The following is a 25776-nucleotide window of genomic DNA, read 5'->3' on the forward strand; positions in this document are numbered from 1 at the left end:
ACGATGCCCGCTCATGCTTCGCCTTTCCCCGCGCCGTCGCACGTAGCGCGTGCGGGCGCCGCGCGCGTCGGCACATCGCGCCGCGCCGCACCGTTCGCGCTGGCCGCGCTTGCCGTCCTCGTGTGCGCCATGTCCGTCGTCGCGCTGTGCGTGGGCGCTTACCGCATTCCGTTCGCGGAGGCCTGGGCCGCGCTGAGCGGCGCCCCGGCCGCGCAACAGGCGCGTGCGGTGCTGTTCGACATCCGCGCGCCGCGCGTCGTGCTCGCGCTGCTGGTCGGCGGCGGCTTCGGCGCGGCCGGCGCCGCGATGCAGGCGCTGTTCCGCAATCCGCTCGCCGACCCGGGGCTCGTCGGCGTGTCGAGCGGCGCGGCGCTCGGCGCAACGACGACGATCGTGCTCGGCCCCGCGCTGTTCGCCGCGCACGCGAGCGCAGCCGTGCTGCCCGTCGCCGCGTTCGCGGGCGCGCTCGCGGTCGCGGCGCTGGTCTACCGGCTCGCCGCGTCGCGCGGCCGGCTCGCGCTGCCGCTGCTGCTGCTCGCCGGCATCGCGATCAACGCGCTGGTCGGCGCGGCGATCGGGCTGCTCACGTTCGTCGCCGACGACGCGCAGTTGCGCTCGCTGACGTTCTGGAGCCTCGGCAGCCTCGGCGGCGCGCAATGGTCGGCGCTGGCGGCCGTCGCGCCGTGCGTCGCGATCGGCTGCGTGCTGCTCGCGCGCGACCGCGACGCGCTGAACGCATTGCAGCTCGGCGAGACCGAGGCGCTGCATCTCGGCGTGCCCGTGCAGCGGCTCAAGCGGCGCGTGCTCGTCGCGGTCGCGCTCGCGGTCGGCGCGCTCGTGTCGTGTGCGGGCATCGTCGGTTTCATCGGCCTCGTCGCGCCGCACTGCGTACGCCTCGCATGCGGCCCCGACCAGCGCGTCGTGCTGCCCGGCGCCGCCTTGCTCGGTGCGCTGCTGACGCTCGCCGCCGATCTCGCCGCGCGCACCGTCGCCGCGCCCGCCGAGATTCCGCTCGGCGTGCTCACCGCGCTGCTCGGCGCACCGTTCTTTCTCGCGCTGCTGTGGAAGAGCCGCGGCGCGCTCGGCGGCTGACCCTTCACGCCCTCATCATGCTGACCGCCCATCATCTCGACGTCGCCCGCCGGCACCACGCCGTTCTGCACAACCTGTCGCTGTCGATCGAACCCGGCCGCGTGACCGCGCTGCTCGGCCGCAACGGCGCGGGCAAGAGCACGCTGCTGAAAACCTTCGCGGGCGAACTGACCGGCAGCGCCGCGCCGAACGGCGTGCGCGTGACCGGCGACATCACGCTGAACGGCGAACCGCTCGCGCGCATCGACGCGCCGCGGCTCGCGTGCCTGCGCGCCGTGCTGCCGCAGGCCGCGCAGCCGGCGTTTCCGTTCAGCGTCGACGAAATCGTGCTGCTCGGCCGCTATCCGCATGCACGGCGCGGCGGCGCGCGGCACTCGATCGCACACCGCGATCGCGACATTGCCTGGCAGGCGCTCGAACGCGCGGGCGCCGACACGCTCGTCGGCCGCGACGTGACGACGCTGTCGGGCGGCGAGCTCGCACGCGTGCAGTTCGCGCGCGTGCTCGCGCAGCTGTGGCCGGACGACGACGCGCCGGAAGCGGGCCCGCGCTACCTGCTGCTCGACGAGCCGACCGCCGCGCTCGATCTCGCGCATCAGCACCGGCTGCTCGATACCGTGCGCACGGTCGCGCGCGAGTGGCGGCTCGGCGTGCTCGCGATCGTCCACGACCCGAACCTCGCCGCGCGGCACGCGGATACGATCGCGCTGCTCGCGGACGGCACGATCGTCGCGCACGGCGCGCCGCGCGACGTGATGACCCCCGCCCATATCGCGCGGTGCTACGGGTTCGCGGTGAAGATGGTGGAAACGGGCGACGGGGCGCCGCCGGTCATGGTGCCGGCGTAGAACACGCGCATCGTCGCATCCGCGCGGCAACCTCGCTCAATGCTCGACGTCCGCGACACCGAACGTCCGCATCTTCCACCCGAGCCGCACGGCCAGCATCCGCGTCGTGAAGCCCGCCGCCAGCGCGACCACCGTCGCGAACCCGGCGTCGATGCCGAGATGCTGGAGCCCGACGTACAGCGTGCCCGTGAAGAACGCGACGCTCGCGTACAGTTCCTCGCGCAGAATCAGCGGCATCTCGTTGCACAGCAGGTCGCGCAGCATCCCGCCGCACACGCCGGTGATCGCGCCGGCCAGCACGACGATGATCGGCGCGGTGCCCGTCGACGCGCCGATGTCGCAGCCGATGATCGTGAACGCCGCGAGGCCGATCGCGTCGACGGTGACGAACAGCGTCTTCATCCGCGCGACGTGCCGTGCGGCCCACGACGCGACCGTCGCCGCGGCGAGCGTGATCACGAGGTACTCGGGATGCGCGATCCAGCCGAGCGGATAGTGTCCGAGCAACACGTCGCGCACGGTGCCGCCGCCGAGCGCGGTCACCGCGCCGACGAGCGCGAGCCCGAAACGGTCCATCCCGCGCCGCATGCCCATCAGCGCACCCGACATCGCTTCCGCGACGATCGCAATCAGATAAAGCGTATGCATCGCGCGCCTCAGTCTTCCGTACGGAACAGGTCGAGCACGCGTTCGCGCTCGGCCGCATCGACGGCCGCGGGCATCGGCTCGTCGGGCTTGCCGTGCTCGTCCGGCGCATCGGACACGGGCGCACCGCCACAGGCAAAACGGCTGCGGACGAACGGCGGCATGTCGGCGGTGCACGCGCCGTGCGTGTACTCGGCGTACACGAAATCGCCGTCGACGAGCGCGACGTCCTGCGGCGGCGTCGCATCGACCGGCGTGCGTCCGTCGACGGCCGTCTTCATGTAGTCGAGCCAGACCGGCAACGCGAGCGTCGCGCCGGTCGCGCGTCCCATCGGGCGCGGCGTGTCGTAGCCGAGCCACGCGACCGCGACGATGCCCGACGAATAGCCGGCGAACCACACGTCCTTCGAGCCGTTCGACGTGCCGGTCTTGCCGGCCGCGTCGTCGCGACGCAGCGCCAGCGCGCCGCGCGCGGTGCCGGCCCGCACGACGTCGCGCAGCATGCTGTCCATCACGAACGCGTTGCGTGCCGATACGACGCGCGTGCCGTCCGGCGCCGACGCGTCGTACAGCGCGCCGCCGTGACGCTGCTTCACCGACAGGATCAGCCGCGGCACCATCCGCCTCCCGCCGTTCGCGAACACGCCGTATGCGCTCGCGAGCTCGAGCGGCGTCACCGAACCTGCGCCGAGCGCGAGCGGCAGCGACGCCGGATTGCGCTGCGCGTCGAAACCGAAGCCCACCGCGTGCTGCTGCACGTAGCGCGCGTCGGCCGCCTGCATCAGGTTGACCGCGACGAGGTTCTTCGAGCGCACGAGCCCGCGCCGCACCGGGATGAAGCCCTCGTAGCGGTTGCCGAAATTGCGCGGACGCCACGGCCGCGCGCCGGTTTCCGCATGCGTCAGCGTGCGCTGCGTATCGTCGACCAGCACCCCCGGGAAGTAGCCCTTCTCCAGCGCGGCCGAATAGACGAACGGCTTGAAGCTCGAACCCGGCTGGCGATACGCCTGCAATGCATGGTCGAACACGTTGCGGTTGAAATCCGCGCCGCCGACGAGCGCGAGCATGTCCCCCGTCGCCGCATCCAGCGACACGAGCGCGCCTTCGAGCCCGTTGCGCGCATCGCGCTTTCCGGGCTGGCGGCGCAGCGTACGCGCGAGTGCGGCTTCGGCCGCGCGCTGGTCGCGCATCGAGACCGTCGTGGTCACGTCGAGGCCGAGCGTATAGGCATCGTCGTGAAAGCGCTCGACCATCATCCGGCGCGCGCGCTCCGCGACGTACGGCGCCGCGACGATGCCGGGCGGCGGCGTGGTCGCCAGCGCGATCGGCGCGTCGACCGCCGCGCGATAGGTCGCATCGTCGAGCTCGCCGAGCGCATGCATGCGGCCGAGCACGTAGTTGCGCCGCACGGTCGCGCGCGCCGGATTGACGACCGGGTTGAACGCGGACGGCGCCTTCGGCAGCCCGGCGAGCACGGCCGCTTCGCCCGCGCTCAGCGCATCGAGCGGCTTGCCGAAATACACGTTCGCGGCGGCCGCGAAACCGTACGCGCGCTCGCCGAGATAGATCTGGTTCATGTACAGCTCGAGCAGCTTGTCCTTGCCGTATTCGCGCTCGAGCTTGACGGCCATCAGGATCTCGGCAAGCTTGCGGCTCAGCACCTTGTCGCGCGTCAGGTAGAAGTTGCGCGCGACCTGCATCGTGATCGTGCTGCCGCCCTGCCCCGGCTGCCCGGTCACGACGTTCGCGAACGTCGCGCGCGCGAGGCCGGCGACGTCGATCGCGCCGTGCTGGTAGAACTTCGCGTCCTCGGCCGCGAGCAGCGCGTGGCGCATCAGCGGCGGAATGCGCTCGAGCGGCACGAACTCGCGGCGCTCGATGCCGTACTCGGCCAACAGGTCGCCGTCGCGCGAGAAAATCCGCAACGGCAGCGCGGGACGGTAGGCGGCCAGATGTTCGACGGACGGCAGTTGCGTCCAGATGCGGTGGATCGTCCATGCGCCGATGCCCGCGCACGCGAGCGTCAGGCCGAGCAGCGCGCCCGCGAGCATGCGCCATGCACGGCGGCGCGGCGATGCGGGGGGCGGGGCCGATGGCGGCGGAGGGGGGGCGGTGTGGTCGGTCATGCGGGCTCCTTCTTCGATGCGGCGACCACGGGCGCAGCAGGCGCCCGTCGGTCACGAAAGGCGCGCATTGTCGAAGGGATGCCGGAATACCGGAACATTCTTTAGCCAAAGTTTGGCTGGCTAAATTTTATTTAGGAAAGGATGCGCGGGCGGCCGTGCCGGTCGAACCGCGCGGCGCGTGAGCCGGTTCGCCTGTACCATCGTCTGCATGTTCGACACATACCTGCGCCTGTGGGATCTCGTTCCCGACGGCGGCCCCATCCTGACCGCGAGCGGCGGCGTGCTGCCTGTCGTCTGGCACGCGCGGCCCGCGATGCTGAAGGTTGCGACCTGCGACGAAGAGCGTCGCGGCAATGCGCTGATGACCTGGTGGAACGGGGATGGCGCCGCGCGCGTGTGGTTGCACGACAGCGACGCGGTGCTGCTCGAACGCGCGCAGCCGACGCCGACGCTCACCGCCCTGTCCGCCGCGGGCCACGACGACGATGCGATCCGGATCGCGTGCAACGTGGTCGCGCGGCTGCATGCGCAACGCGCACCGGCATCGCCCGCGGTCGTGCCTCTGCCCGACTGGTTCCACGCGCTGCTGTCGCACGACACGGACGACGACGTGTTGCGGCGTTCGGGCGCGGCGGCCCGTCGGTTGCTCGCCGTGCCGCCCGTCGACGCCGTCGTGCTGCACGGCGACATCCATCACGGCAACCTGCTGCATTTCGGCGATCGCGGCTGGCTCGCGATCGACCCGAAGGGGTTGCGCGGCGAGCGCGCATTCGACTACGCCAACCTGTTCTGCAATCCCGCGCACGACATCGCGGTCGATCCCGCCCGCTTCGAGCGGCGCGTCGTGCTCGTCACCGAGGCCGCGCAGCTCGACCGGCGCCGGCTGCTGCAGTGGATTCTCGCGTGGGCCGGCTTGTCGGCGGTCTGGCTGATGGAAGACGACCTGCCGGCCGATACGCGGCTGCAGGTCGCGAAGCTGGCCGCGAACGCGCTCGATGCATAGCGCGCGACGCCCGCCACCCTGCCACGACTTCGGCCGCATCGATCCGCATCGCCGATGAAAAAAACCCGCCGGCATGCACCAGCGGGTTGTCGTGTCCGACGCGCGCGACGCTTTAGCGCGCGGGATTCAGCGTCAGGTTCATGTGACGGTTCACATCCTTGTACAGCAGGTAACGGAAGCGGCCGGGGCCGCCCGAATAGCACGCCTGCGGACAGAACGCGCGCAGCCACATGAAGTCGCCCGCTTCCACCTCGACCCAATCCTGGTTCAGGCGATAGACGGCCTTGCCTTCGAGCACGTACAGGCCGTGCTCCATCACGTGCGTCTCGGCGAACGGAATCACGCCGCCCGGCTCGAACGTCACGATGTTCACGTGCATGTCGTGCCGCATGTCGCTCATGTCGACGAAGCGCGTCGTCACCCATGCGCCGTTGGTGCCCGGCATCGGGATCGGCTCGACGTCCTGCTCGTTGGTCACGAACGCTTCCGGCAGCGGAATGCCGTCGACGACCTGGTAGTGCTTGCGGATCCAGTGGAAACGCACGGCGGCATCGCTGACGTTGTGCAGCGTCCAGTCGGCGCCCGGCGGAATGAAGGCATAGCCGCCCGGCTTCAGCGTGTGCTGCTTGCCCTGCAGCGTCAGCTCGGCCTCGCCCTCGACGACGAACAGCACGGCTTCGGCGTTCTTGTCCTGCTCGGGCTTGTCGCTGCCGCCGCCCGGGTTCACTTCGACGATGTACTGCGAGAAGGTTTCGGCGAAACCCGACAGCGGACGTGCGATCACCCACAGGCGCGTGTGGGTCCAGAACGGCAGCCAGCTCGTGACGATGTCGCGCATCACGCCCTTCGGAATGACCGCGTACGCCTCGGTGAACATCGCGCGATCGGTCAGCAGATCGGTCTGCGGCGGGTGGCCGCCATGCGGCGCGTAATACGTTGTCTTAGACATAAGGCATCCAGGCAATGGGTTGGTCCGGCCCCGGGTCGCAACGGCAGGCGCGGCACGCGCGTGGGGCACGCATGCGGCGGCGGGACATCGTTGCCGGGGTGGCTTGAAGGCGCGGGCGCCTTCGTTCGGTCGGCCAGGCTTCGCGACGGGTCCGCCCGGTTCAGCGGGCGGGGCGCTCCATGCTTGCGGGTCCGGCGGCCGGGTCGCGGACACTCGGGGTCATGCGGCGGGGCACGGGGGACGGCACGGTTCGATTCCGTACGCGGGCAGCGTTGACGATAGCGAAGTCGATCCTGATCGACCAATTAAATGTTGCGATGACATCCATTCGATTTCCCACTACCCGCCGGCACCCGCGACGGCCGGTGAGCGCGTGTCGCGGACGATCGGCGCATCAGGGAAATCCTGACGCCGGGGGCAATGTGCAGGCTCGCGGAAACGGTGCGGTGACGCGGGCCGCGCGCGTCGAACGCACGCATTCGGCCAGGTCGCGACGCACGCGGTTACGCCGCTGGAGGACGCCCCCGACGACCGGCAAGCGCACGGCGACGGAGCGCTGCGTGCGGACCACGCGACCCGTTGCGGCCATGATCGGTCGACGCGTCGATCAGCGATATCGAAACGGGGTGAGCCGAACCTGCCCGGCTGCATGTCGATGCAACTGGCGATTTCGTCTACAGGCGGGAAAAGTCAAGCGGGAGAGAGGGTGCCAACCCGTCGAACGAGGCTGGGCATGGACTGCTGAAGGCGGTGAAGACTGCCGGTCTTGCCGGTGACGGCGGCCCGGCTGAAGCTGCCGGGCCGGCTGTCGGATCGGGTGCCGACGCGTCGGGCGCGCCGGTGCGCAAGCCGCGCACCGTGCCGCGCCCGCGGCGATCAGTCCCAGTCGCGGTGATGGCGATGCTTGCGGTGACGATAGCCGCGATCGCCGTGGTCGCCGCCGCGGTCGTACGAGTTGCGCGACAGGTTGCCGCCCAGCGCCGCGCCGGCGCCGCCGCCGGCGGCTGCGCCCAGCAGGCCGCCCGTGCGGCCGCCCATCGCGTTGCCGGCCGCGGTACCCGCGCCGCCGCCGAGTGCGCCGCCGATGATCGCACCGGTGCGCTCGCGACGGTTCGACGTCACGGCACCACCTGCGCCACCGCCGATCGCGCCGCCGATCACGGAGCCCGTGCTGCCGCCGACCGCGCCGCCGACCGCTGCGCCGGCAACCCCGCCGAGCGCGCCGCCAAGCGCGTTGTTCAAGTCACCGGCCATTGCCGGCAGTGCGGTCGCGCCGGTCAGCACGGCGACGACGAGAGCGGGGGCGATTTTCTTCCACATTCCCGTATTCTTCCTTGTTCGCAATCTGGTTATTGAAGGTCCGCTCGATACGACGATCTGAATCGATCGACGTCGATGCCGGCATTGTGCCGAATCCCGGACCAATTCATTTCATTGAGCTTGCGGCGAAGAATAGCACCGGTCGAGCCTGCTTGCCGTCGACATTCTGGTAACAAGTTGTTTACCGAAAGAGGATCGGAAAAGCTTGCCTGAAACCGCCGGAAAAGCCCGTCGGCCGGGGCTCCGACCGAGGGGCGGCGGCGCTCGATGGCGGTGCGGGAAGCGCCCGTCGCGCGGGTTCAGACACACGTGGCAACACATCGGGGGCGCCACGAGCCGGCCGGGACGAACGAGGGTCAGTACACGCCCGGAAGCAGCCGCCACGTATGCGCGCAGTACGCATCGTACTCGGCACCGAATTGCGCGCGCAGCAGCGCTTCCTCGGAACGGATGCGGGCGACCAGCGGGATCATCGTCAGCGCGACGAGCAGCAGCCCGACGCCCGAGCGGAACGCGAACGCCCAGCCGGCCGCATTGACGAGCAGGCCGAGATAACTGGGGTTGCGGATTCGGCGATAGATGCCGTCCGTCACGAGCGTGTGGCCCGGCTGGATCGCGACGAGCCCGCTGAAGCGCTTGCCGAGCACGAACACGGGCCAGATGCGCAGCACGCCGCCCGCGATATACAGCACGACGCCGATCCAGCGCACCGTGTCGCCGCCGAAGGTCCACACGTCGAGCCGGTCGGTCAGCGCGGGCAGGTAGGCGAGCAGGAACCCGCTGGCCGCGAAGGCCCCGAGCACCCAGCGGTTGTCGCGGTTCTCGCGCTCGCCGGCGCTCAGGTTGCCTTCGGTGAACAACGCCGCGACGGCCAGCGCGAGCGTCGCGACGGCGATGACGGTCAGTTGCGGATGCGAGAAGAAGGCGGCGAACCCGCCGATGCCGAGCACGGCGAGCCCGAGATAGACGAGCGTGGAAACGCTCGCCACGATTGCGACCTTGCGTGTCACGGCCATGGCTGCCTCGCCGGAGTGGGCTTTCCTGTGAAGTATAGGAACCCGGGCGGGCAATGCGCACGCGCGCCGTCATGCGGCGCGCGAGTCGTCCCTGCGAGAAGCGGCGGCGGCGCGCCGAACGACGGGGTCGATCGGCGTGCGGGGCATGCCCGCGCCCGCCGCGCGGTCAGCGGATGCGGAAGTTGCCGCCGATCCCGACACTGACGGGCGGCGCGTAGTAGGCCGGCGCATAGCCGTAGTAGGCCGGCGCGGGCGCGTAGTAGCCGTAAGGCGGCGCGACGTAGCAGCCGGACAGGCCACCGATCAGCGCAAACGTGATGAGAACTTTGTACATGGCTCGATTCCCGGCGAAGAGGGCACGTTGCATCTCGCGAAAGCCACGCCGTCGCAGCCTGCGACGGCCGGCACGGAAGAGACAACCGGCCCTTCCTGTCGCTCGATGAAGCAATGCGCGGAGTCTAGCGCCGGGGCCGCCGGAGCGAGTTTCGCGAGCCGTTACACGTGTTACGTCGTGTGACCGCTGAAACAGGTGCGAACGGCGTCACGGCACGCGCCCGCTGGCGCCGCCCGAACCACGAGCCGCATGCGCGTTACACGAAACGGGCGCGGATGCGCTGCGCGACCGATTCGAGCGCGGCCGCGTCGGCGATGTCGCGCGCGTGCATCCGCAAATCGACGCCTTCCCAGCGCGGAATCACGTGGAAATGCACGTGCGGGACCGTCTGGCCCGCCGCCGCGCCGTTGAACTGGCCGATGAACACGCCGTCCGGCCCGAGCGCCGCGCGTACGGCCGCCGCGACGCGCTGCGTCATGCGGATGCCGGCCGCGGCCGCGTCGCCGGACAGCTCGAAGATCTGCGCGGCCGGCTCTTTCGGGATCACGAGCACGTGACCGTCGGCCTGCGGCATGAGATCCATGATCGCGAGGGTCGCGTCGTCTTCGGCGACCTTCACGCACGGCAGTTCGCCGCGCAGGATCCGGGCGAACGGGTTGTTGTTGTCGTAGGACATGGCGTTTTCCGATTGTTGCGATTGCGGTTTGACGAGGAACGATGCCGGACGATTATCGGCCGACGGCGGGTCGGATTTCAACTTGTCAGGCCGTGTCGCCGTGACGGTGAACAATGCGCGCCGGCTCGCACGCAGCGCCCGTCACCGGATGGAATATTCGGCCGTCACCATCCGTTTATTGCAAGTGCGGGTTCGCGCGGCAAGACCGCGAACCCGCGCCGGACATCCGTCGGCTGCGCAGGCCGGCAGCCGGGATGACTGCTCGCGCTCATCAACCGGAGTCATGCCATGGACCCTCTCCCCTCCTGTCGTTCGCCCGCCCCGCCCGTGTTTGCCGTTCAGCCGCCGGTCCTCGCGCACGCCTGTCGCACGATGGCGCGCACGCTATGCCGCGCGGCTTGCGGCGCCGGGCTGGTCGCGTTGTCGTCGGCTTTCGCGTGGGCCGGCGGCGGCGACGTCATCCTGCCGGTCTCGTCGGTCACCGCGTCGACCGTGCCCGCCAACGGCGACGTCAATCCGTACGGCATCGCGTTCGTGCCGCGCGGCGTGCCGAGCTGGAGCACGCTGAAACCAGGCGACGTCGTCGTGTCCAACTTCAACGCGGCGTCGAACGCGCAAGGCACCGGCACGACGGTCGTCAAGCTGTCGCCCGGCAATACGCCGGCGACGTTCTTCCAGGGCAGCAATCTCGGCCTGACGACCGCGCTCGCGGTGCTGCGCAGCGGCTTCGTGCTGGTCGGCAACGTACCCGCGCCGGACGGCAAGACCGTGGTCCCGCCCGGCTCGCTGCTCGTCATCGGTCCGCAAGGCAATCTCGTCACGCAACTGTCGAGCGGCACGCTGCTCGACGGGCCGTGGGACATGACCGTGATCGATCGCAGCCCGCGCGTGACCGCGTTCGTGTCGAACGTACTGAACGGGACGGTCGCACGGATCGAGCTGATGATCGGCAACGACGGCGTCAGGATGCTGCCGAGCTCGCGGATCATCGCGTCGGGCTACGTGAACCGGACCGATCCCAATGCGCTCGTCGTCGGCCCGACCGGCCTCGCGTACGACCCGAACATCGACGTCCTGTATGTCGCCTCCACCGGCGACAACGCGGTGTTCGCGATCCAGAACGCCGCGACGACGAATCGCAACGGCGGCGTCGGACGGATGATCTACTTCGATGCGGCGCACCTGCACGGCCCGCTCGCACTGGCGCTCGCGCCGAACGGCCATCTCGTGACCGCGAACGGCGACGCGGTCAACCCCGACCCGCTGCAACCGAGCGAGATCGTCGAATTCACGGTGGACGGGCGCTTCGTCGCGCAGATGCAGGTCGATACCGTGCCGGGCGCGGCATTCGGACTCGCGTTCGGACACGGCAGCAAGGGCCAGCCGGAATTCGCGGCCGTCGACGACAACACGAACACCGCGACGGTCTGGACACTGCGCCTGGACAACAACAACGCACAATGACGCAGCACGTGAACGGGCCGCATGCGGCCCGTTCGAACCTGCGCGATCGACACATGCGATTCGCACACGCCGGGCACCATGCCGCCTGATCGACGCCGCCCGGCGTCACCCGCCCCGCGATTGCCACCGCTCGCCCGAACCTGCGACACTGCCGGATCGTTGCCGGCCGGCACGCCACCGAGGACGCTCGCGCATGACGATCCCCTTCAAATCGCTGATCCTGCGCGGCGCCGCCGTCGCGCTCGTCGCCGCGGTCGGCTACACCGGCTACATGCTGTCGCGGCTCGCCCCGATCGCGACGGGCTATGCCGCGAAGGCGCTGTGTTCCGGCGTGTTCGTGTCGGGCCGTCCGGCCGCGTCGGTGATCGACGTCGACATCATGGCCGGCGTGCATCCGCTGCTGAAGCTGGTGCGCCCGTCGATCGATCCCGAGCATCATCGCGCCGTCGCGACCTTCGCCGGTTTCGCGCAGCGCGAGGCGGACTTCCGGCCCGGGCTCGGCTGCACGCTCGCGCTCGGGCCGTCGCCCGGCGTGCTGCCGGCCGCGCTGCCGCCCGTCCCCGATCCGCCACCCGCGCAAGCGGCGCCGGTCGCCCTGCCCGCACCGCCCGCCGGCATCGACGCACGCAAGCTGCAGACCGCGCTCGACCGCGCATTCGACGAACCCGACCCGGCGCGGCCGCGGCGCACCCGCGCGGTCGTCGTGATGTGGCGCGGCCAGGTGATCGCCGAACGCTATGCGCCCGGCTTCACGGCCGACACGCCGCTGCCCGGCTGGTCGATGACGAAGACCGTGACGGCCGCGCTGGCCGGCATGCTCGTCGCGCGGCACCAGCTGTCGCCGGAGGCGTCGGCGCTGCTGCCCGAATGGCGCGACAGCGGCGATCCGCGCGCGGCGATCACGCTCGACGAGCTGCTGCGGATGACGAGCGGCCTGCAATTCAACGAGGACTACGACGACCCGCTGTCCGACGTCGCCGTGATGCTGTTCACGCAGCCGGACACCGCGCGCTTCGCGTCGGCCAAGGCGCTCGCCGCGCAGCCCGGCACGCAGTGGTACTACTCGAGCGGCACGAGCGCGATCGTCGCGCGCGTGATGCGTGTCGCGATGGGCGGCAGCGAGGACGACTACCTCGCGTTTCCGCGCCGCGCGCTGTTCGCGCCGCTCGGCATGCGCAGCGCGGTGTTCGAGCCCGATGCGGCCGGCACGCTCGGCAGCGCGTCGTTCATGTATGCGAGCGCGCGCGACTGGGCGCGCTTCGGGGAGCTTCTGCGGCAGGACGGGGTGTGGGACGGGCAGCGGTTGCTGCCGGAAGGCTGGGTGCGCTACCTGACGCGCGCGACGCCGCTGTCGACGCGCGAGGAATTCGGCGCGCATCTGTGGGTGAAGGTGCCGGAGCCGTTCAACGATCGCGATCCGCACGCGAGCCCGCTGCCCGCCGACGCGTTTCATGCGGTCGGCCATGAAGGCCAGTTCGTGAGCGTGGTGCCGAGCCGCGAGCTGGTGGTCGTGCGGCTCGGGCTGTCGCGACCGGAATCCGCGTGGAATCACGAGGCGTTTCTCGCGCGCGTACTCGCGGCCGTACCGGCTTCCGGCTCGTGATGGCCGCGGGGCGGCGGCGGCATTCAGGCCGCCACGCCGCCGCCGCGCGCGACAGGCGATGCGTTACGGGTTCGCGCTGCCCGCGTATTGCTTGAAGCCTTCGCGTGTCGCCAGACGGTCGATGTAGCGCTGCACCGCCGGGAAATCCGGATGCTCGAACGGCGTGCCGAACCAGCGGTTCACCGACAGGCCGATTGGAATGTCGGCGAGCGTGAAGCGGTCGCCGGCCACGAACGCGCCGGTCGCTTCGAGTTGCGCGTTCAGGATTTGCATGTGCTTCGTCCAGCCCGCGATCGACTGCGCGATCGCCGCCGGGTCCTGGTGATCAGGCGACTTGCGCACGAGGCCGAGGAACGCGCCGACCCACGAACGGTTCAGGTCCGTGCCCTGCCAGTCGATCCACTGATCGACCCGCGCGCGCGCCTGCGGCTCGCCCGGATAGAGCGCGTCGCCGCCATAGCGGTTCGCGAGATAGCGGATGATCGTGTTCGACTCCCACAGCACGAAGTCGTCGTCCTTGATGACCGGCACCAGGCCGTTCGGATTCAGCGCGAGGTAGGTCGGGTCGTTGGTCGTGCGAAAGCCCGCGCCCCAGTCTTCCTGTTCGAACGGCAGGTTGAGTTCGGTGCACAGCCACAGCACCTTGCGGACGTTGATGGACGGGATCTTGCCGAGGATGTGCAGCATGCAGGCTCCTTGTGAGGTCGAATGCGAAGTGTGCGGGGCGCGCGACACGGCCCGGACGCGCTCCCGTCGAAGTTATACACGAGCGCGCGGGAATCGACAGGGCTTCAGGCGCAATCGGTATTGCCAGCCCCGTTGCCTCGCTCACATCGGCTTCACCACCATCAGGAAATAGACGGTCAGCATCGCGAAGAACGCCGGATAGCCGAGCCGCTCCCAGCGCTTCGCGTAGCGCCAGTAGCGCGCCGGCAGCGCGGCGTCGCCGTTCGCATGCGCGAGCTTCGCCATCGCGGCCAGCTCGATCTGCAGCCACACGACCGGCAGCCAGCACGCGCCCGCTACCGCGTACAGCACGATCGACGCGACGAGCCACGGCGTCGTCCAGGGCCAGCCGGCCGTATGCGCGAGCCACAGCCCGGACGCGGGCTGGAACAGCACGGCCGGCGTCGTGAACCACCAGTCCGCGCGCACCACGAGGCGCGACACGGCGGCGATCGCCGGCACCGAGCGCGTGCGGTTCGCGAAGAACAGGTAGAACGCGGTGCCGAAGCCGGTGCCGACCATCAGCACCGAGGACAGGATATGCAGCGTCTTGATCACGAGATAGGTGTTCATGCGTGTTCTTCTTCTGAAAACAGGATCAACAGGATCGCGAGAATCGGCACGTTCTTGAGCACGGGACCGAACGGCTCGGCGAGCAGGCCGGGCATCGTGACCGCGATGACGACCGAATACGCGACGATCAGCGCGGCTTGCGCGGCCCACAGACGGCGGGACGGCACGGCGATCGTTGCCACCCCGAACGCGAAGTCCAGCGCGCATGCGGCGTAGAGCGCGATCAGCGCGGGCAGCCCGGTCAGGTGCGCGCGGGCGAGCATCGCGAGGCTGTCATGCCGCGGATGGATGAACGCGCTGACGATGGCCGTCCAGATCCAGACGATCGCGAGCGCGCCCAGCAGCAGCGGCCGCCGCCACATCGCGAGCGCGTCGCGGCGCAGCGCGAGCGCGTCCGCGCCGATGAAATTCCGCAGCCCGCGTGGCGGCCGGCCGAGCACGGCCGCGAGCGCCGCGGGATCGCCGGTGTTGCCGCCGCGCAGCATCGTCCACGTGTCGCGGGTCAGCATCGCGCCCGGCAGCGTGCCGAGCAGCGCGGCCGCCGCACCGACCAGCGGGCCCGGCAGCGCGATGCGCGCCGCCGGCGGGAAGCCCAGCGCGGCGCGATAGACGCTCAGCATCTCGCGGTACTCGACTTCATCGCCGCCGACCGCGTCGATCACCGGGTTGCCGGCCGCCGGTGCATCGACGAGCCGCGCGACGAGTTCGGCGAGATCGTCGACGTGCACGGGGCGCAGCCGTTGATGGCCGCCCGCCGGCAACGCGTGCACGGGCAGGCTCGCGAGCATCCGGAAGAACCGTGCGGACGTGCCGGACGGCCCGTAGACGAGCGCCGGACGCACGATCCGGCAATCGAGCGGCAGCGTCTGCAGGAAGGTGTCGGCTGCGTACTTGCTGGCGAAATACGGCGTATCGCCGCGCTCGACGCCCAGCGCCGAGATCTGGATCACGCGTCGCACGCCGGCACGGCAGCATGCGGTGAAGAGCGCGCTGGGTGCCGCGCGATGCACGGTGTCGAACGTCGCATCGCGCCGGTCGGCGAGGATCCCGACCGCATTGATCACCACGTCGACGCCGCCCAGCCGGGCAAGCCACGCGTCGGGATCGTCATCCTTCGCGAAGTCGATCGCGACGTCGCGCGGGCCGACCGCATGCCGCACGCCGCGCAGCACGCGATGGCCGCCGGCTTCGAGCCGCGCGCCCAGCGCCCGCCCGATGAAGCCGTTCGCGCCGCAGACGAGGATGTTCATGTTGCGCTCCGCGGTGCGGCATGCCGGTGGATCGAGACAATGGCCGCGCTCATTTTTCATCCTTTATTTACAGTTATTTCTGTAACGACAGAAATTTCAATTTCAAAAAAAGCGGGCTGCGTGCCCGCACGTCCGGTGCCGCCTACTTCGACGACTTGCGCCTGACCGTCTGGCTGATCTTCGCGCCGATCCCGAGCGCCTTCATCAGCGTGTCGGGCTTGAGCCGCAGCATCTCGTCCGACCAGGTCGTGAGCGTCTCGACGAACTGCAGCGTGTCGCGGATGCGCTGCTCGGTCTCGCGGCTCTCGTCGGCGATCTCGGGGCGCGTCAGGCAATCGCGCAGCACCGTGAGCGTCGGTTCGATCTCGCGCTGCCGCCGCCCTTCGACGATCAGCTTGAACAGTTCCCAGATGTCGGTCGAGGTCTCGAAGTGGTCGCGGCGATCGCCCAGCACGTGCACGACCTTCGCGAGCCGCCACGCCTGCAGTTCCTTCAGGCTGGTGCTGACGTTGGAGCGCGCGACGTTGAGCGTCTCGGCGATCTCGTCGGCCGCGACCGGCCGGCCGGCCAGGTACAGCAGCGCGTGAATCTGCGAGACGGTGCGGTTGACGCCCCACCGCGAGCCCATTTCGCCCCAGTGGAGAATGAATCGTTCGGCAATCGGTGTGAGTTCCATGTCGGTGAATTTAGTTTTTTCAGTTATTTCTGTCAATAGAGAAATAACCACCACCCACGCCACCCACGCGCATCGCCGCCTCGACGGTCCGCCCCTGGCCGACCGCGACCGCCGTCGCCGCCCGCCTTTCCCGCCCTGCCCGCCCGCTTCCATTACAATGCGCGGGATTTTTCCGATTTCAGGCCGTCCCCGCCTTTCTGACTAGAGGTTCCCATGATCATCAAACCGCGCGTGCGTGGCTTCATCTGCGTGACGACTCATCCGGTCGGCTGCGAAGCCAACGTCAAGGAACAGATCGACTACGTGACTTCGCACGGCCCGATCGCCAACGGCCCGAAGAAGGTGCTCGTGATCGGCGCGTCGACCGGCTATGGCCTCGCCGCCCGGATCTCGGCCGCATTCGGCTCGGGCGCGGACACGCTGGGCGTGTTCTTCGAGCGCGCCGGCAGCGAAACGAAGCCGGGCACCGCCGGCTGGTACAACAGCGCCGCGTTCGAGAAGTTCGCCGCCGAAAAGGGGCTCTATGCGCGCAGCATCAACGGCGACGCCTTCTCCGACAAGGTCAAGCAGATCACGATCGACACCATCAAGCAGGATCTCGGCAAGGTCGATCTGGTCGTCTACAGCCTCGCGGCGCCGCGCCGCACGCATCCGAAGACGGGCGAAACGATCAGCTCGACGCTGAAGCCGGTCGGCAAGTCGGTCACGTTCCGCGGCCTCGACACCGACAAGGAAGTGATCCGCGAAGTCTCGCTCGAGCCGGCGACGCAGGAAGAGATCGACGGCACCGTCGCCGTGATGGGCGGCGAGGACTGGCAGATGTGGATCGACGCGCTCGCTGAAGCCGGCGTGCTGGCCGACGGCGCGAAGACGACCGCGTTCACGTATCTCGGCGAGCAGATCACGCACGACATCTACTGGAACGGCTCGATCGGCGAAGCGAAGAAGGACCTCGACAAGAAGGTGCTGTCGATCCGCGACAAGCTGGCCGCGCACGGCGGCGATGCGCGCGTGTCGGTGCTGAAGGCCGTCGTCACGCAGGCGAGCTCGGCGATCCCGATGATGCCGCTCTACCTGTCGCTGCTGTTCAAGGTGATGAAGGAACAGGGCACGCACGAAGGCTGCATCGAGCAGGTGTACGGGCTCCTGAAGGACAGCCTGTACGGCGCGACGCCGCACGTCGACGAAGAAGGCCGTCTGCGCGCGGACTACAAGGAGCTCGATCCGCAAGTGCAGGGCAAGGTCGTCGCGATGTGGGACAAGGTCACGAACGAGAACCTGTACGAGATGACCGACTTCACGGGTTACAAGACCGAGTTCCTGCGCCTGTTCGGCTTCGAGATCGCCGGCGTCGACTACGACGCGGACGTGAACCCGGACGTGAAGATCCCGGGCATCATCGACACCACGGTCTGACGATGGCCGGACCCGCCGCGCGCACGCGCGGGCGGCGGGCCGTCTTCCGCAGGCGACGTCAGAGCGGCGTCGCCTCGTCCAGATACACGCCGGCCGACAGCGTGGCCTTCACCTGCCGCGTGAAGTCGTCGGTCGACACCTCCTCCGCCCCGGATTCGATCGCGTCGTACGCCTGCCGCACGACGTCGGCCGGCGTCGCCTTGGGCACCTCGAGGCCGCGCGTCAGGTCCGTATCGATGAAGCCGGCATGCAGCCCGACCACCTGCGTGCGCTGCTCCCGCAGCGAATGCCGCAGCCCGTTGGTCAGCGCCCACGCAGCCGACTTCGACACGCCGTAGCCCGACAGGATCGGCCGGTTCACCCAGCTCGCAACCGACAGCACGTTCAGGATCGCGCCGCCGCCATGGCCGGCGAGCGTTCCCGCGAAGGCGCGCGACATCGCCAGCATCCCGAACACGTTGGTTTCGAGGTGGTCGCGCAAGGCGTCGACCGCGCCGTCGTCGGTCAGGCTGCCGAGTCGCGCGATGCCCGCGTTGTTGATCAGCAGCGTGACGTCGCGCGCCGCGTCGGCGGCCGCGGCGACCGCCGCCGGATCGGTCACGTCGAGCTTCACGGGCACCACGCCCGGCAGCGTCACGCTGGCCGGATCGCGCGCGCCCGCATAGACCTTGCGCGCCCCGCGTTCGAGCGCCTGCTTCGCGAACTCGCGGCCGAGCCCGCGGTTCGCGCCCGTGACGAAAACGACTGCACCTTCGATCTTCATGATCGTTCCTGTCGGATAGAGGACCCGTTCGCGCCGGTTCGCCGCGCGCTCGGAATCCGGTGAAAAAACACGCTGCCATCGCGTACCGAACCGTTGCTCCGCCGGTGCCGGAGCGCGGGCTGTCGTGCCGCCCGCGCCCTTGCGCCCCCAGACCGGGACCGACGTCCATCCGTGCCGCGCCGCCCCGCTCGCTTCGTTTCGTTCGCGAAGTCGGCTACACTGGATGTCAATGTCGATCACCATTGTCTTTGCGGTGCATTGTGTCAGCGCGAATTCGACAAGTCAATGGCGATCACCATTGTGTTTTTCAATCGACGCAATTGCCGGAATGAGGGAGGGATCGATGGGCGTCTCGAGACAACAGGCTGCCGAAAACCGCAACGCGATCATCGCGGCCGCCGAGCGGCTGTTCCGGGTGCGCGGTGTCGACGCGGTGGGGTTGACGGAGCTGATGAAGGAAGCCGGCTTCACGCAGGGCGGCTTCTACAACCACTTCAAATCGAAGGATGCGCTGGTCGCCGCGGTGATGGAGAAGGCGATCCAGGACCGCGCGGATTCGCCGAACGCCGGCAGCGTCGCGAAGCAGGCGACGGCGTACCTGTCGTCCGCGCATCGCGACAACGTCGAAGCCGGCTGCCCGCTGTCCGGCTTCGCGGGCGATGCGCCGCGGCTGACCGACGCTGCGCGCGCGTGCTATACGCACGGCGTCGCCGCGTATCTCGACCGGCTGGAACGGATGGTGGCCGCGGAAGGCGCGGCCGCAGCGGACACGCGCCGCGACGCAATCGCGGTCTTCAGCCAGATGGTCGGCGCGCTCGTGCTGTCGCGCGCGATCGCCGGCACCGATCCGGCGCTGGCCGACGAGATTCTCGATGCGGGGCGACGCACGCTCGGCGCGCGGCCCGACGATCCGGCCGTGCCCGCATAGCGGCGCGGCGGCACACGCGCGTCGCGCGCGATCGCTATTCCACGGCCCTTGCGGCGTCCCACAGCGGCTGCTGGCCGAGGGCGGCATGCCACGCCGCGAATTGCGTGCGCCACGACTCGAACGGCTCCGTCAGCGGATGACGCGGATCGTCGCTGAGCGCATACGCCATCCCCTCGATCAGCCAGCGCGGCTTGGTCGCGACCGCGAGGTTGCCGAGCACTTCGGCCTGACGGTGATGAATCAGCTCGTGCGCGAGAAAGTAGGTCTGCCAGCCGCGCGGCGCGACGACCACGCCGAAATCCCCGAGCGTCAGTGCCGCGCGTTCGCCGAGACCGAACTGGTCGGCACACGCGCGCGTCGAGCAGAACACGACGCGCGGCGCGTCGCGAAACCGGCCCACGGCCGCCTCGGCACGCGCATAACCGGCACGATAAAGCTGCTGCGCGGCGCCGAACTTCGCGGCATCGTCCGTGCAGATGTCCGCGCTCGGGCATGACACACCGGGCAGCAGCGCGGGCGCGACGACGCGCAGCGGCTTGACGAGCGCGTAGGCGGCGATCGGCAGCGCGACGAGCAGGCCCGTGAGGGCGAAAGCGACATGGGAGCGTTTCATCGAGGCGGTGATTCCGTTGGCATGGCGGTGGCGTGTCCAGCACGAATATATCGGAGCCGCGCCGCCGCCGACCGGCTTTTCTTTGCCGCCCGGCCGCCGATCCGGCGCCGCGCGCCGCTGCACACGCGCCGATCGCGAACCGGATCGTGATCGCATCTGGCCCCGTTACGCGAGCTGCTTGTGAAAATACGTCGTCGCGCACAACGCGCCGTCGGGCATCAGCGCATAGTTCGGCACGACGCCGACGCGCTGCCAGCCGGCCCGCTCGTACAGCCGCTCGGCATCGCTGCCCGTCACGGTGTCGAGCACGAGCACGGTCTTGCCGGCGTCGCGCGCGGCGTCGTCGGCGGCCGCCAGCAGCCGCGCGGCGACACCCTGCCGGCGTGCATGACGCGACACGAGCATCTTCGCGACATCCGCGCGATGCGGCTGGTTCTCCGGCTGCCCGGTCACGAGTTGCACCGTGCCGACGATCCGGCCGGCCGCGTCCTCGGCGACCAGCAGGATGCGCTCACCGCTCGCGACGCTGTCGGCAACCCGCGTCCAGAACGCGACGGCGGTCGAGCGTTCGATCGGCAACATGAAGCTGACGGACGCGCCGCCTTCGACGCAATCGATCAGCACGTCGGCCAGCGCGTCGATGCAGGCATGCGCTTCGCTCGCGTCGACGCGGCGGACGGTCACAGGTTCTGTCATACCCTCTCCGGTATATCAGGCGGGGCACGCGTTCGGTCGGCGTGCGCCCGGATCGCATGGAATGCCGGCCTGCGCCCGATCCATGCGCAACGCCGGCGAGTGCCCGGCAGCACGGCGCCCAACCCGGTCGGCGCGTGTTACCACCCCATCATCCTAAGCGATGAAAATTCCCGTTGCATCGCCTATACTTAGCCGCATGGCTAACTTTCAACCCGGTATCAGCGACGTATTCCACGCACTCGCCGATCCAACGCGCTGCGCGATCGTCGGCGCGCTCGGCAAGGGCCGGCGAACCGTTTCGGAACTGGCCGCGCCGTTCGACATGGCGCTGCCGTCGTTCATGAAGCACGTCGCGGTGCTCGAGCGCAGCGGCCTCGTCACGACCCGGAAAGCCGGCCGCTCGCGCACCTGCGAGCTGGTCGGCGGCCGGCTGGCGGAAGCCGAGCAGTGGCTCGCCGCGCAGCGCGTGCTGTGGGAAGCGCGCGCCGATCGTCTCGTGGAATTCGTCGAACGCCGTCACCAGGAGGAGCAAGCGCATGTCAGCCAGCCACGTCGACCCCGCCGAAGCCCATGACCTCGTCATCACGCGCACGCTGCGCGCGCCGCGCCAGGCGCTCTGGCGCGCCTGGACCGACCCCGAACTGCTGAAGGAATGGTGGTGCCCGAAACCGTGGACCACTGAAGTACGTGCGTTCGACCTGCGCCCGGGCGGCGCCTTCCACACGTTCATGCGCGGCCCCGACGGCGGCACGAGCGACAACCCCGGCTGTTTCCTCGACATCGTGCCGGAAGCGCGGATCGCGTTCACGTCGATGCTCGCGGGCGGCTGGCGGCCGCAGGTGCCGTGGCTGGGCTTCACGGCCATCATCACGATGGCGGATGACGCCGCCGGTTGCCGCTACGAGGCGCGCGTGATGCATCCCGACGCCGCGACGCGCGAGCGCCACGAGGCGCTCGGCTTCTTCGAGGGCTGGAACCTCTGCATCACGCAACTCGACGAATTCGCGGCCGCATTGCGCTGAATACGCACGTGCGCGGGCCATTGCATGCCGCCGCGCGCGCGCCTAGGATTCCTGAAGGAAGCATGACGACACGCCGGCCTCCGGCGTGCACCGTCGCGCGCGCTCCGCGGGAGGCCACATGCTGCAGATGCACACGCATTCGACCCGGGTCAGCCGGCACCTGAACGCGCCGCGCGGGCGCGTCTACCGCGCGCTGCTCGATCCGCACGCCGTCGAACAATGGAAAGTGCCGGACGGCATGACGTGCCGCGTGCTCGCCTACGACGCACGCGAAGGCGGTGCGCTGCGCGTGTCGCTGAGCTATGACGAACCGTCGGACGGCACCGGCAAGACCACCGCGCACACCGACACCTATCACGGCCGCTTCGTGACGCTCGTGCCCGACGAGCAGATCGTCGAAATCGACGTGTTCGAAACCGACGATCCGATGCTGCGCGGCGCCATGACGATCACGATCACGCTGTCCGACGAAGCAGGCGGCACACGCGTCGATGCGGTGCACGACGGTGTGCCGCCGGGCGTGCCGGCAGCCGACAACGAAACGGGCTGGCGGATGGCGCTCGCCCGGTTGGCGGCGCTGGTCGAGACGGGCTAGCGCGCGTGTGCATCACGCGGTGACGCGTGACGCCAGCCGCGACCGCCGCCGCGCCGGCGTTGTCACCGGCCGTGGTCCTGCCCGCTCGCGCCGGCAGCGCGAAACGCCGCCGCGTGCGACACTGGCGCGCCACCGCGTGCATCGCCCGCCGGCCCGCCCGGCCGCCGCACGCGCCCACCCGGATTCGCACGAGGAGACCACCGCGATGAACGCCGCGCGCACCGCCACCTGGTATTTCGATTTCGTTTCGCCGTTCGCGTACCTGCAGCAGGAACGGTTCGACCAGTTGCCGCCTGCCGCCGCCTACGAGCCGAAACCGATCGTGCTCGGCGCGCTGCTCGCGCACTGGGGCCAGAAAGCGCCGGCCGAGATCGCGGCAAAGCGCATCTTCACCTATCGCCACGCGCAGTACCGCGCCGACAAGCTCGGCATTCCATTCCGGATGCCGCCCGCGCATCCGTTCAACCCGATCCGGCCGCTGCGTCTCGCGATCGCGATGGGCAACACGCCCGATGCGATCCGGCGGATCTTCCGGCATATCTGGCGCGACGGTCAGGATGTATCGACGCCGGAGGGCTTCGCCGCGCTGTGCGAGGCGGTCGGCTTTCCGGAAGGCGTGACGGCCGTCGACGCGCAAGCGGTGAAGGACGCATTACGCGCGAACACCGATCAGGCAATCGCGCACGGCGTGTTCGGCGTGCCGACCTTCGAACTCGACGGCGACCTGTTCTGGGGCGACGATGCGACCGACATGTTCGTCGACTGCGCGACGTCGCGCGCATGGCTCGACTCGCCCGAAGTGCGCCGCATCAGCGCGTTGCCCGACGGCATCCGGCGCGGCTGACGGCACGCGCGACGACCCTCGGCTTAGATGTCGCGCCCTTCGACGAGCGACGGCACGGCGTCGCGCATCATCGCGACGAAGCGCACGAGCCGCGACGGATAGAACTGCGCGTGCGGGTAGGTCAGGTAGACCGGCAACGGCGCGGCCTGCCAGTCGGGCGCGAGATGCACGAGCTCGCCGCGCGCGAGATGGTCCGCCAGCAGCCACGACGAACCGACGCACGCACCGACACCGAGCAGCGCCGCGCTGCGCAACGCATAGAGGTTCGCGGTCGTGAAGCGCGGACGGATCGCGATGCGACGCGTGTCGCCCGTGACGGCGTGCGTCAGCGTCAGCTCGGTCCGGTAGTACGTGCGCAGCGCGAGCCACGGCAGCGCGGCGAGCGCGTCGGGATCGGCGGGGATGTCCGCGCCGTTCAGCACGGACGGCGCGGCCACCACGAAGCGCGGCACCTTCGTCAGCCGGATCGCGACGACGCCCGGATCGGTCGGCTCGCCCACCTGGATCGCGCAGTCGATCCCGCTGCCGACGAAATCGCGCACGTCGTCCTGCAGCAGCCATTCCACCGAGACGCGCGGGTAGTCGCGCAGGAACCGCGCGAGCGGCGCGACGAAGCGCTCCTGCCCGAATGCATGCGGCACCGCCACGCGCAACAGGCCGTCGGGCTCCTCCTGCGCGCCGCGCAGGTCGGCCTCGAACGCCGCCCAGTTCGCCAGCAACTCCTTCGCGCGCGTGAAGCAGCGCTCGCCGTCGACGGTCAGCCGCATCGCATGCGTCGTCCGCTGCAGCAGCCGCATTCCGAGCGAGCGTTCGAGCGCCTGCAGCCGCCGGCTGATGGTCGGCTGCGTCGTGTGCAGCTGCGCGGCGGCCGCCGACAGGCTGCCGGCCTCGACTATGCGTACGAAGGTTTCCATCAACTCGAAACGATAGCTCGCACCGTCGACGGGCACTGTCTGAATGCGCGGAGACCCGCCAGCAGCGGGCGAATCGGGGATTTTCTCGGTCATTCGTCAAGCGTATAACAAATCTGCGCCGGGCGGCACTACCGTGGCCGGCCGCCGATCGGCACACTCGCGTCCATTCGTTACCCAAACAAGGATGTACGCGATGTCCACCCCGACCCGTCTCGACCCCGCGCCCCGCGCGGCCCATGCACCGGCCCACGCGGCCGCCTCCCCGATGCCCGACCGCCGGCTCGTGCTGCTGCTCGCCGCGGCGGCCGGTCTCGGCGTCGCGCCGCTCTACTATGCGCAGCCGATGCTCGCCGCGCTGGGGCCCGATCTCGGCGCGTCGGCGCGCGCGATCGGTTTCGTGCCGACGCTCACGCAGCTCGGCTATGCGCTCGGCATCCTGCTGCTCGCGCCGCTCGGCGACCGCTTCGACCGGCGCCGCGTGATCGTGACGAAAGCCGCCGCGCTGGTCGTCGCGCTGCTGCTCGCGGCGGTCGCGCCGTCGCTCGGGCTGGTGCTGGCCGCGAGCTTCGCGATCGGCCTGAGCGCGACCATGGCGCAGGACGTCGTGCCGGCCGCCGCGACGCTCGCGCACGACACGCATCGCGGCCGTATCGTCGGCACGGTGATGACGGGGCTGCTGCTCGGCATCCTGCTGTCGCGCGTCGTCGCCGGCTTCGTGGCGGAGACGGCCGGCTGGCGCGCGATGTTCGCGCTCGCGGCCGCCAGCGTCGCCGCGATCGGCGTCGTGGCCGCACGCGGGCTGCCGCGCTTCGAGCCGACCACGCAGCTGTCGTACCGCGCGCTGATCGGGTCGCTCGGCGAACTGTGGCGTCGTCATCCGGCGCTGCGTCGTGCCGCGCTCGCGCAAGGGCTGCTCTCTATCGGGTTCAGCGCGTTCTGGTCGACGCTCGCGGTGATGCTGCACGGCGCGCCGTTCCACCTCGGCAGCGCGGCCGCCGGCGCATTCGGCCTCGCGGGTGCCGCCGGCGCACTGGCCGCGCCCGTGGCCGGACGCCTGGCCGATCACCACGGTCCCGAGCGTGTCACGCGCATCGGCATCGGGATCGCGACGGTGTCGTTCGCCGCGATGGCCGCCGCGCCGCTGCTGACGCCGCATGCGCAGCTCGCGCTGCTCGCCGCCGCGACGATCGGTTTCGATCTCGGCGTGCAGGCCACGCTGATCGCGCACCAGGCGATCGTCTACCGGATCGATCCCGCGTCGCGCAGCCGGCTCAACGCGGTGCTGTTCGTCGGCATGTTCATCGGGATGGCGGCCGGTGCCGCGCTCGGCAGTTCGTTGCTCGCGCAACTGGGCTGGAATGCGGTGATCGTACTGGCCGTGACGACGTCGCTGGCGGCGTTGGCCGTGCGCATCTGGCGCCGGTAATTCACCGGCATCGCGCAGACGAGGCGGGCAGGCCCACAGGGCTTGCCCGCCTTTTCTTTTTGTTTTCGTTCGGTGCTGCGCGGCCCGGCGCGGCGCGGCAGATCCGTGCGGGACGCGGCGCGCATCCGGTCATCCGGTGCAAGGTCCGCGATCGCTCACCGAATTGCCTAGTTCAACCGATTATTTTTCACCGATGCCCGGGAACGCGCGCGCAACCGTCAGAGGATTCGACATGACCGCGCCGCGCGGCCTTCTCCA

The 25776-nt window shown here is 69.8% G+C and carries 27 protein-coding genes; 12 read left to right on the forward strand and 15 right to left on the reverse strand.

The annotated features are described in order from the left end of the window. Positions 1-3 precede the first annotated feature (3 nt). Positions 4-1092 carry an iron ABC transporter permease gene (locus tag U5771_RS03875; protein WP_322022744.1) on the forward strand — a complete coding sequence of 363 codons (1089 nt, stop codon included), beginning with the start codon at positions 4-6 and terminating at the stop codon, positions 1090-1092. Positions 1093-1109: 17 nt separating this feature from the next. Beyond that, entirely contained in the window at positions 1110-1940 is an 831-nt protein-coding gene (locus U5771_RS03880) for a heme ABC transporter ATP-binding protein (protein WP_322022745.1), read from the forward strand. Between the two features lie 36 nt (positions 1941-1976). Here U5771_RS03880 and U5771_RS03885 read toward each other — a convergent pair whose 3' ends face one another. Both U5771_RS03885 and U5771_RS03890 read right to left on the reverse strand, forming a co-directional pair. Continuing rightward, positions 1977-2588, reverse strand: a complete 612-nt coding sequence (locus U5771_RS03885) for a trimeric intracellular cation channel family protein (protein ID WP_322022746.1) — start codon at positions 2586-2588, stop codon at positions 1977-1979. Positions 2589-2596: 8 nt separating this feature from the next. Beyond that, a complete protein-coding gene (locus tag U5771_RS03890; protein WP_322022747.1) occupies positions 2597-4711 on the reverse strand; it encodes a PBP1A family penicillin-binding protein in 2115 nt (704 codons plus the stop codon). 208 nt (positions 4712-4919) lie between these two features. On the opposite strand from U5771_RS03890, the gene U5771_RS03895 reads away from it, so the two are divergent. Beyond that, on the forward strand, positions 4920-5714 hold the full coding sequence (locus U5771_RS03895) for an aminoglycoside phosphotransferase family protein (protein ID WP_322022748.1): 795 nt from the start codon (positions 4920-4922) through the stop codon (positions 5712-5714). A 112-nt stretch (positions 5715-5826) separates the two neighbouring features. Here the strand turns inward: U5771_RS03895 and U5771_RS03900 are convergent, their stop codons facing one another. The 5 genes from U5771_RS03900 to U5771_RS03920 all read right to left on the reverse strand — a co-directional run bounded on the left by U5771_RS03900 (position 5827) and on the right by U5771_RS03920 (position 10009). Further along, positions 5827-6663, reverse strand: coding sequence for a bifunctional allantoicase/(S)-ureidoglycine aminohydrolase (locus U5771_RS03900; protein WP_322022749.1), 837 nt, complete (start codon positions 6661-6663; stop codon positions 5827-5829). An 876-nt stretch (positions 6664-7539) separates the two neighbouring features. Then, positions 7540-7983 (reverse strand): hypothetical protein, encoded by a 444-nt coding sequence (locus tag U5771_RS03905; protein WP_322022750.1) that lies wholly within the window; start codon positions 7981-7983, stop codon positions 7540-7542. 356 nt (positions 7984-8339) lie between these two features. After that, entirely contained in the window at positions 8340-8999 is a 660-nt protein-coding gene (locus tag U5771_RS03910; protein ID WP_322022751.1) for an isoprenylcysteine carboxylmethyltransferase family protein, read from the reverse strand. Between the two features lie 166 nt (positions 9000-9165). Then, positions 9166-9333 carry a hypothetical protein gene (locus U5771_RS03915; protein WP_322022752.1) on the reverse strand — a complete coding sequence of 56 codons (168 nt, stop codon included), beginning with the start codon at positions 9331-9333 and terminating at the stop codon, positions 9166-9168. Positions 9334-9589: 256 nt separating this feature from the next. Next, entirely contained in the window at positions 9590-10009 is a 420-nt protein-coding gene (locus U5771_RS03920) for an HIT family protein (protein WP_322022753.1), read from the reverse strand. Positions 10010-10297: 288 nt separating this feature from the next. Here U5771_RS03920 and U5771_RS03925 point away from each other — a divergent pair, with 288 nt between their 5' ends. Further along, a complete protein-coding gene (locus U5771_RS03925; protein ID WP_322022754.1) occupies positions 10298-11473 on the forward strand; it encodes a hypothetical protein in 1176 nt (391 codons plus the stop codon). Between the two features lie 193 nt (positions 11474-11666). Continuing rightward, a complete protein-coding gene (locus U5771_RS03930) occupies positions 11667-13076 on the forward strand; it encodes a serine hydrolase (protein WP_322022755.1) in 1410 nt (469 codons plus the stop codon). A gap of 63 nt (positions 13077-13139) precedes the next feature. On the opposite strand, the gene U5771_RS03935 is transcribed toward U5771_RS03930, so the two are convergent. The 4 genes from U5771_RS03935 to U5771_RS03950 form a co-directional block, all read right to left on the reverse strand. After that, on the reverse strand, positions 13140-13763 hold the full coding sequence (locus tag U5771_RS03935; protein ID WP_322022756.1) for a glutathione S-transferase: 624 nt from the start codon (positions 13761-13763) through the stop codon (positions 13140-13142). A 141-nt stretch (positions 13764-13904) separates the two neighbouring features. Further along, entirely contained in the window at positions 13905-14375 is a 471-nt protein-coding gene (locus U5771_RS03940; protein WP_322022757.1) for a DUF2269 domain-containing protein, read from the reverse strand. After that, on the reverse strand, positions 14372-15625 hold the full coding sequence (locus tag U5771_RS03945; protein WP_322022758.1) for an SDR family oxidoreductase: 1254 nt from the start codon (positions 15623-15625) through the stop codon (positions 14372-14374). Before U5771_RS03945 ends, U5771_RS03940 begins: the two co-directional genes overlap by 4 nt. 142 nt (positions 15626-15767) lie before the next feature. Continuing rightward, positions 15768-16301: a GbsR/MarR family transcriptional regulator gene (locus tag U5771_RS03950; RefSeq protein WP_322022759.1), complete on the reverse strand. Its 534-nt coding sequence runs from the start codon at positions 16299-16301 to the stop codon at positions 15768-15770. Positions 16302-16514: 213 nt separating this feature from the next. Between U5771_RS03950 and fabV the strand changes: the two genes are divergently transcribed. Next, positions 16515-17717 carry an enoyl-ACP reductase FabV gene (gene fabV, locus U5771_RS03955; protein WP_322022760.1) on the forward strand — a complete coding sequence of 401 codons (1203 nt, stop codon included), beginning with the start codon at positions 16515-16517 and terminating at the stop codon, positions 17715-17717. A gap of 58 nt (positions 17718-17775) precedes the next feature. Here fabV and U5771_RS03960 read toward each other — a convergent pair whose 3' ends face one another. After that, positions 17776-18480 (reverse strand): SDR family oxidoreductase, encoded by a 705-nt coding sequence (locus U5771_RS03960; RefSeq protein WP_322022761.1) that lies wholly within the window; start codon positions 18478-18480, stop codon positions 17776-17778. Positions 18481-18823: 343 nt separating this feature from the next. On the opposite strand from U5771_RS03960, the gene U5771_RS03965 reads away from it, so the two are divergent. Further along, positions 18824-19408 carry a TetR/AcrR family transcriptional regulator gene (locus tag U5771_RS03965; RefSeq protein ID WP_322022762.1) on the forward strand — a complete coding sequence of 195 codons (585 nt, stop codon included), beginning with the start codon at positions 18824-18826 and terminating at the stop codon, positions 19406-19408. A 34-nt stretch (positions 19409-19442) separates the two neighbouring features. Here U5771_RS03965 and U5771_RS03970 read toward each other — a convergent pair whose 3' ends face one another. Both U5771_RS03970 and U5771_RS03975 read right to left on the reverse strand, forming a co-directional pair. Then, on the reverse strand, positions 19443-20021 hold the full coding sequence (locus U5771_RS03970; protein WP_322022763.1) for a hypothetical protein: 579 nt from the start codon (positions 20019-20021) through the stop codon (positions 19443-19445). A 165-nt stretch (positions 20022-20186) separates the two neighbouring features. Then, complete coding sequence (locus U5771_RS03975; RefSeq protein ID WP_322022764.1) at positions 20187-20717, reverse strand: GNAT family N-acetyltransferase; 531 nt, start codon at positions 20715-20717, stop codon at positions 20187-20189. A 196-nt stretch (positions 20718-20913) separates the two neighbouring features. Between U5771_RS03975 and U5771_RS03980 the strand changes: the two genes are divergently transcribed. The 4 genes from U5771_RS03980 to U5771_RS03995 all read left to right on the forward strand — a co-directional run bounded on the left by U5771_RS03980 (position 20914) and on the right by U5771_RS03995 (position 23178). Continuing rightward, positions 20914-21291: a metalloregulator ArsR/SmtB family transcription factor gene (locus U5771_RS03980; protein WP_322022933.1), complete on the forward strand. Its 378-nt coding sequence runs from the start codon at positions 20914-20916 to the stop codon at positions 21289-21291. Continuing rightward, entirely contained in the window at positions 21254-21739 is a 486-nt protein-coding gene (locus U5771_RS03985; protein WP_322022765.1) for an SRPBCC family protein, read from the forward strand. Before U5771_RS03980 ends, U5771_RS03985 begins: the two co-directional genes overlap by 38 nt. A gap of 118 nt (positions 21740-21857) precedes the next feature. Continuing rightward, positions 21858-22334: an SRPBCC family protein gene (locus U5771_RS03990; RefSeq protein WP_322022766.1), complete on the forward strand. Its 477-nt coding sequence runs from the start codon at positions 21858-21860 to the stop codon at positions 22332-22334. A gap of 205 nt (positions 22335-22539) precedes the next feature. Beyond that, positions 22540-23178 (forward strand): 2-hydroxychromene-2-carboxylate isomerase, encoded by a 639-nt coding sequence (locus U5771_RS03995; protein ID WP_322022767.1) that lies wholly within the window; start codon positions 22540-22542, stop codon positions 23176-23178. Between the two features lie 23 nt (positions 23179-23201). Here the strand turns inward: U5771_RS03995 and U5771_RS04000 are convergent, their stop codons facing one another. Continuing rightward, positions 23202-24185, reverse strand: a complete 984-nt coding sequence (locus U5771_RS04000; RefSeq protein ID WP_322022768.1) for a LysR family transcriptional regulator — start codon at positions 24183-24185, stop codon at positions 23202-23204. A gap of 100 nt (positions 24186-24285) precedes the next feature. Here U5771_RS04000 and U5771_RS04005 point away from each other — a divergent pair, with 100 nt between their 5' ends. Further along, positions 24286-25518 (forward strand): MFS transporter, encoded by a 1233-nt coding sequence (locus U5771_RS04005; RefSeq protein ID WP_322022769.1) that lies wholly within the window; start codon positions 24286-24288, stop codon positions 25516-25518. Positions 25519-25776 lie beyond the last annotated feature (258 nt).

The organism is Burkholderia sp. BCC1977 (genome assembly GCF_905339595.1).
Lineage (GTDB): Bacteria > Pseudomonadota > Gammaproteobacteria > Burkholderiales > Burkholderiaceae > Burkholderia.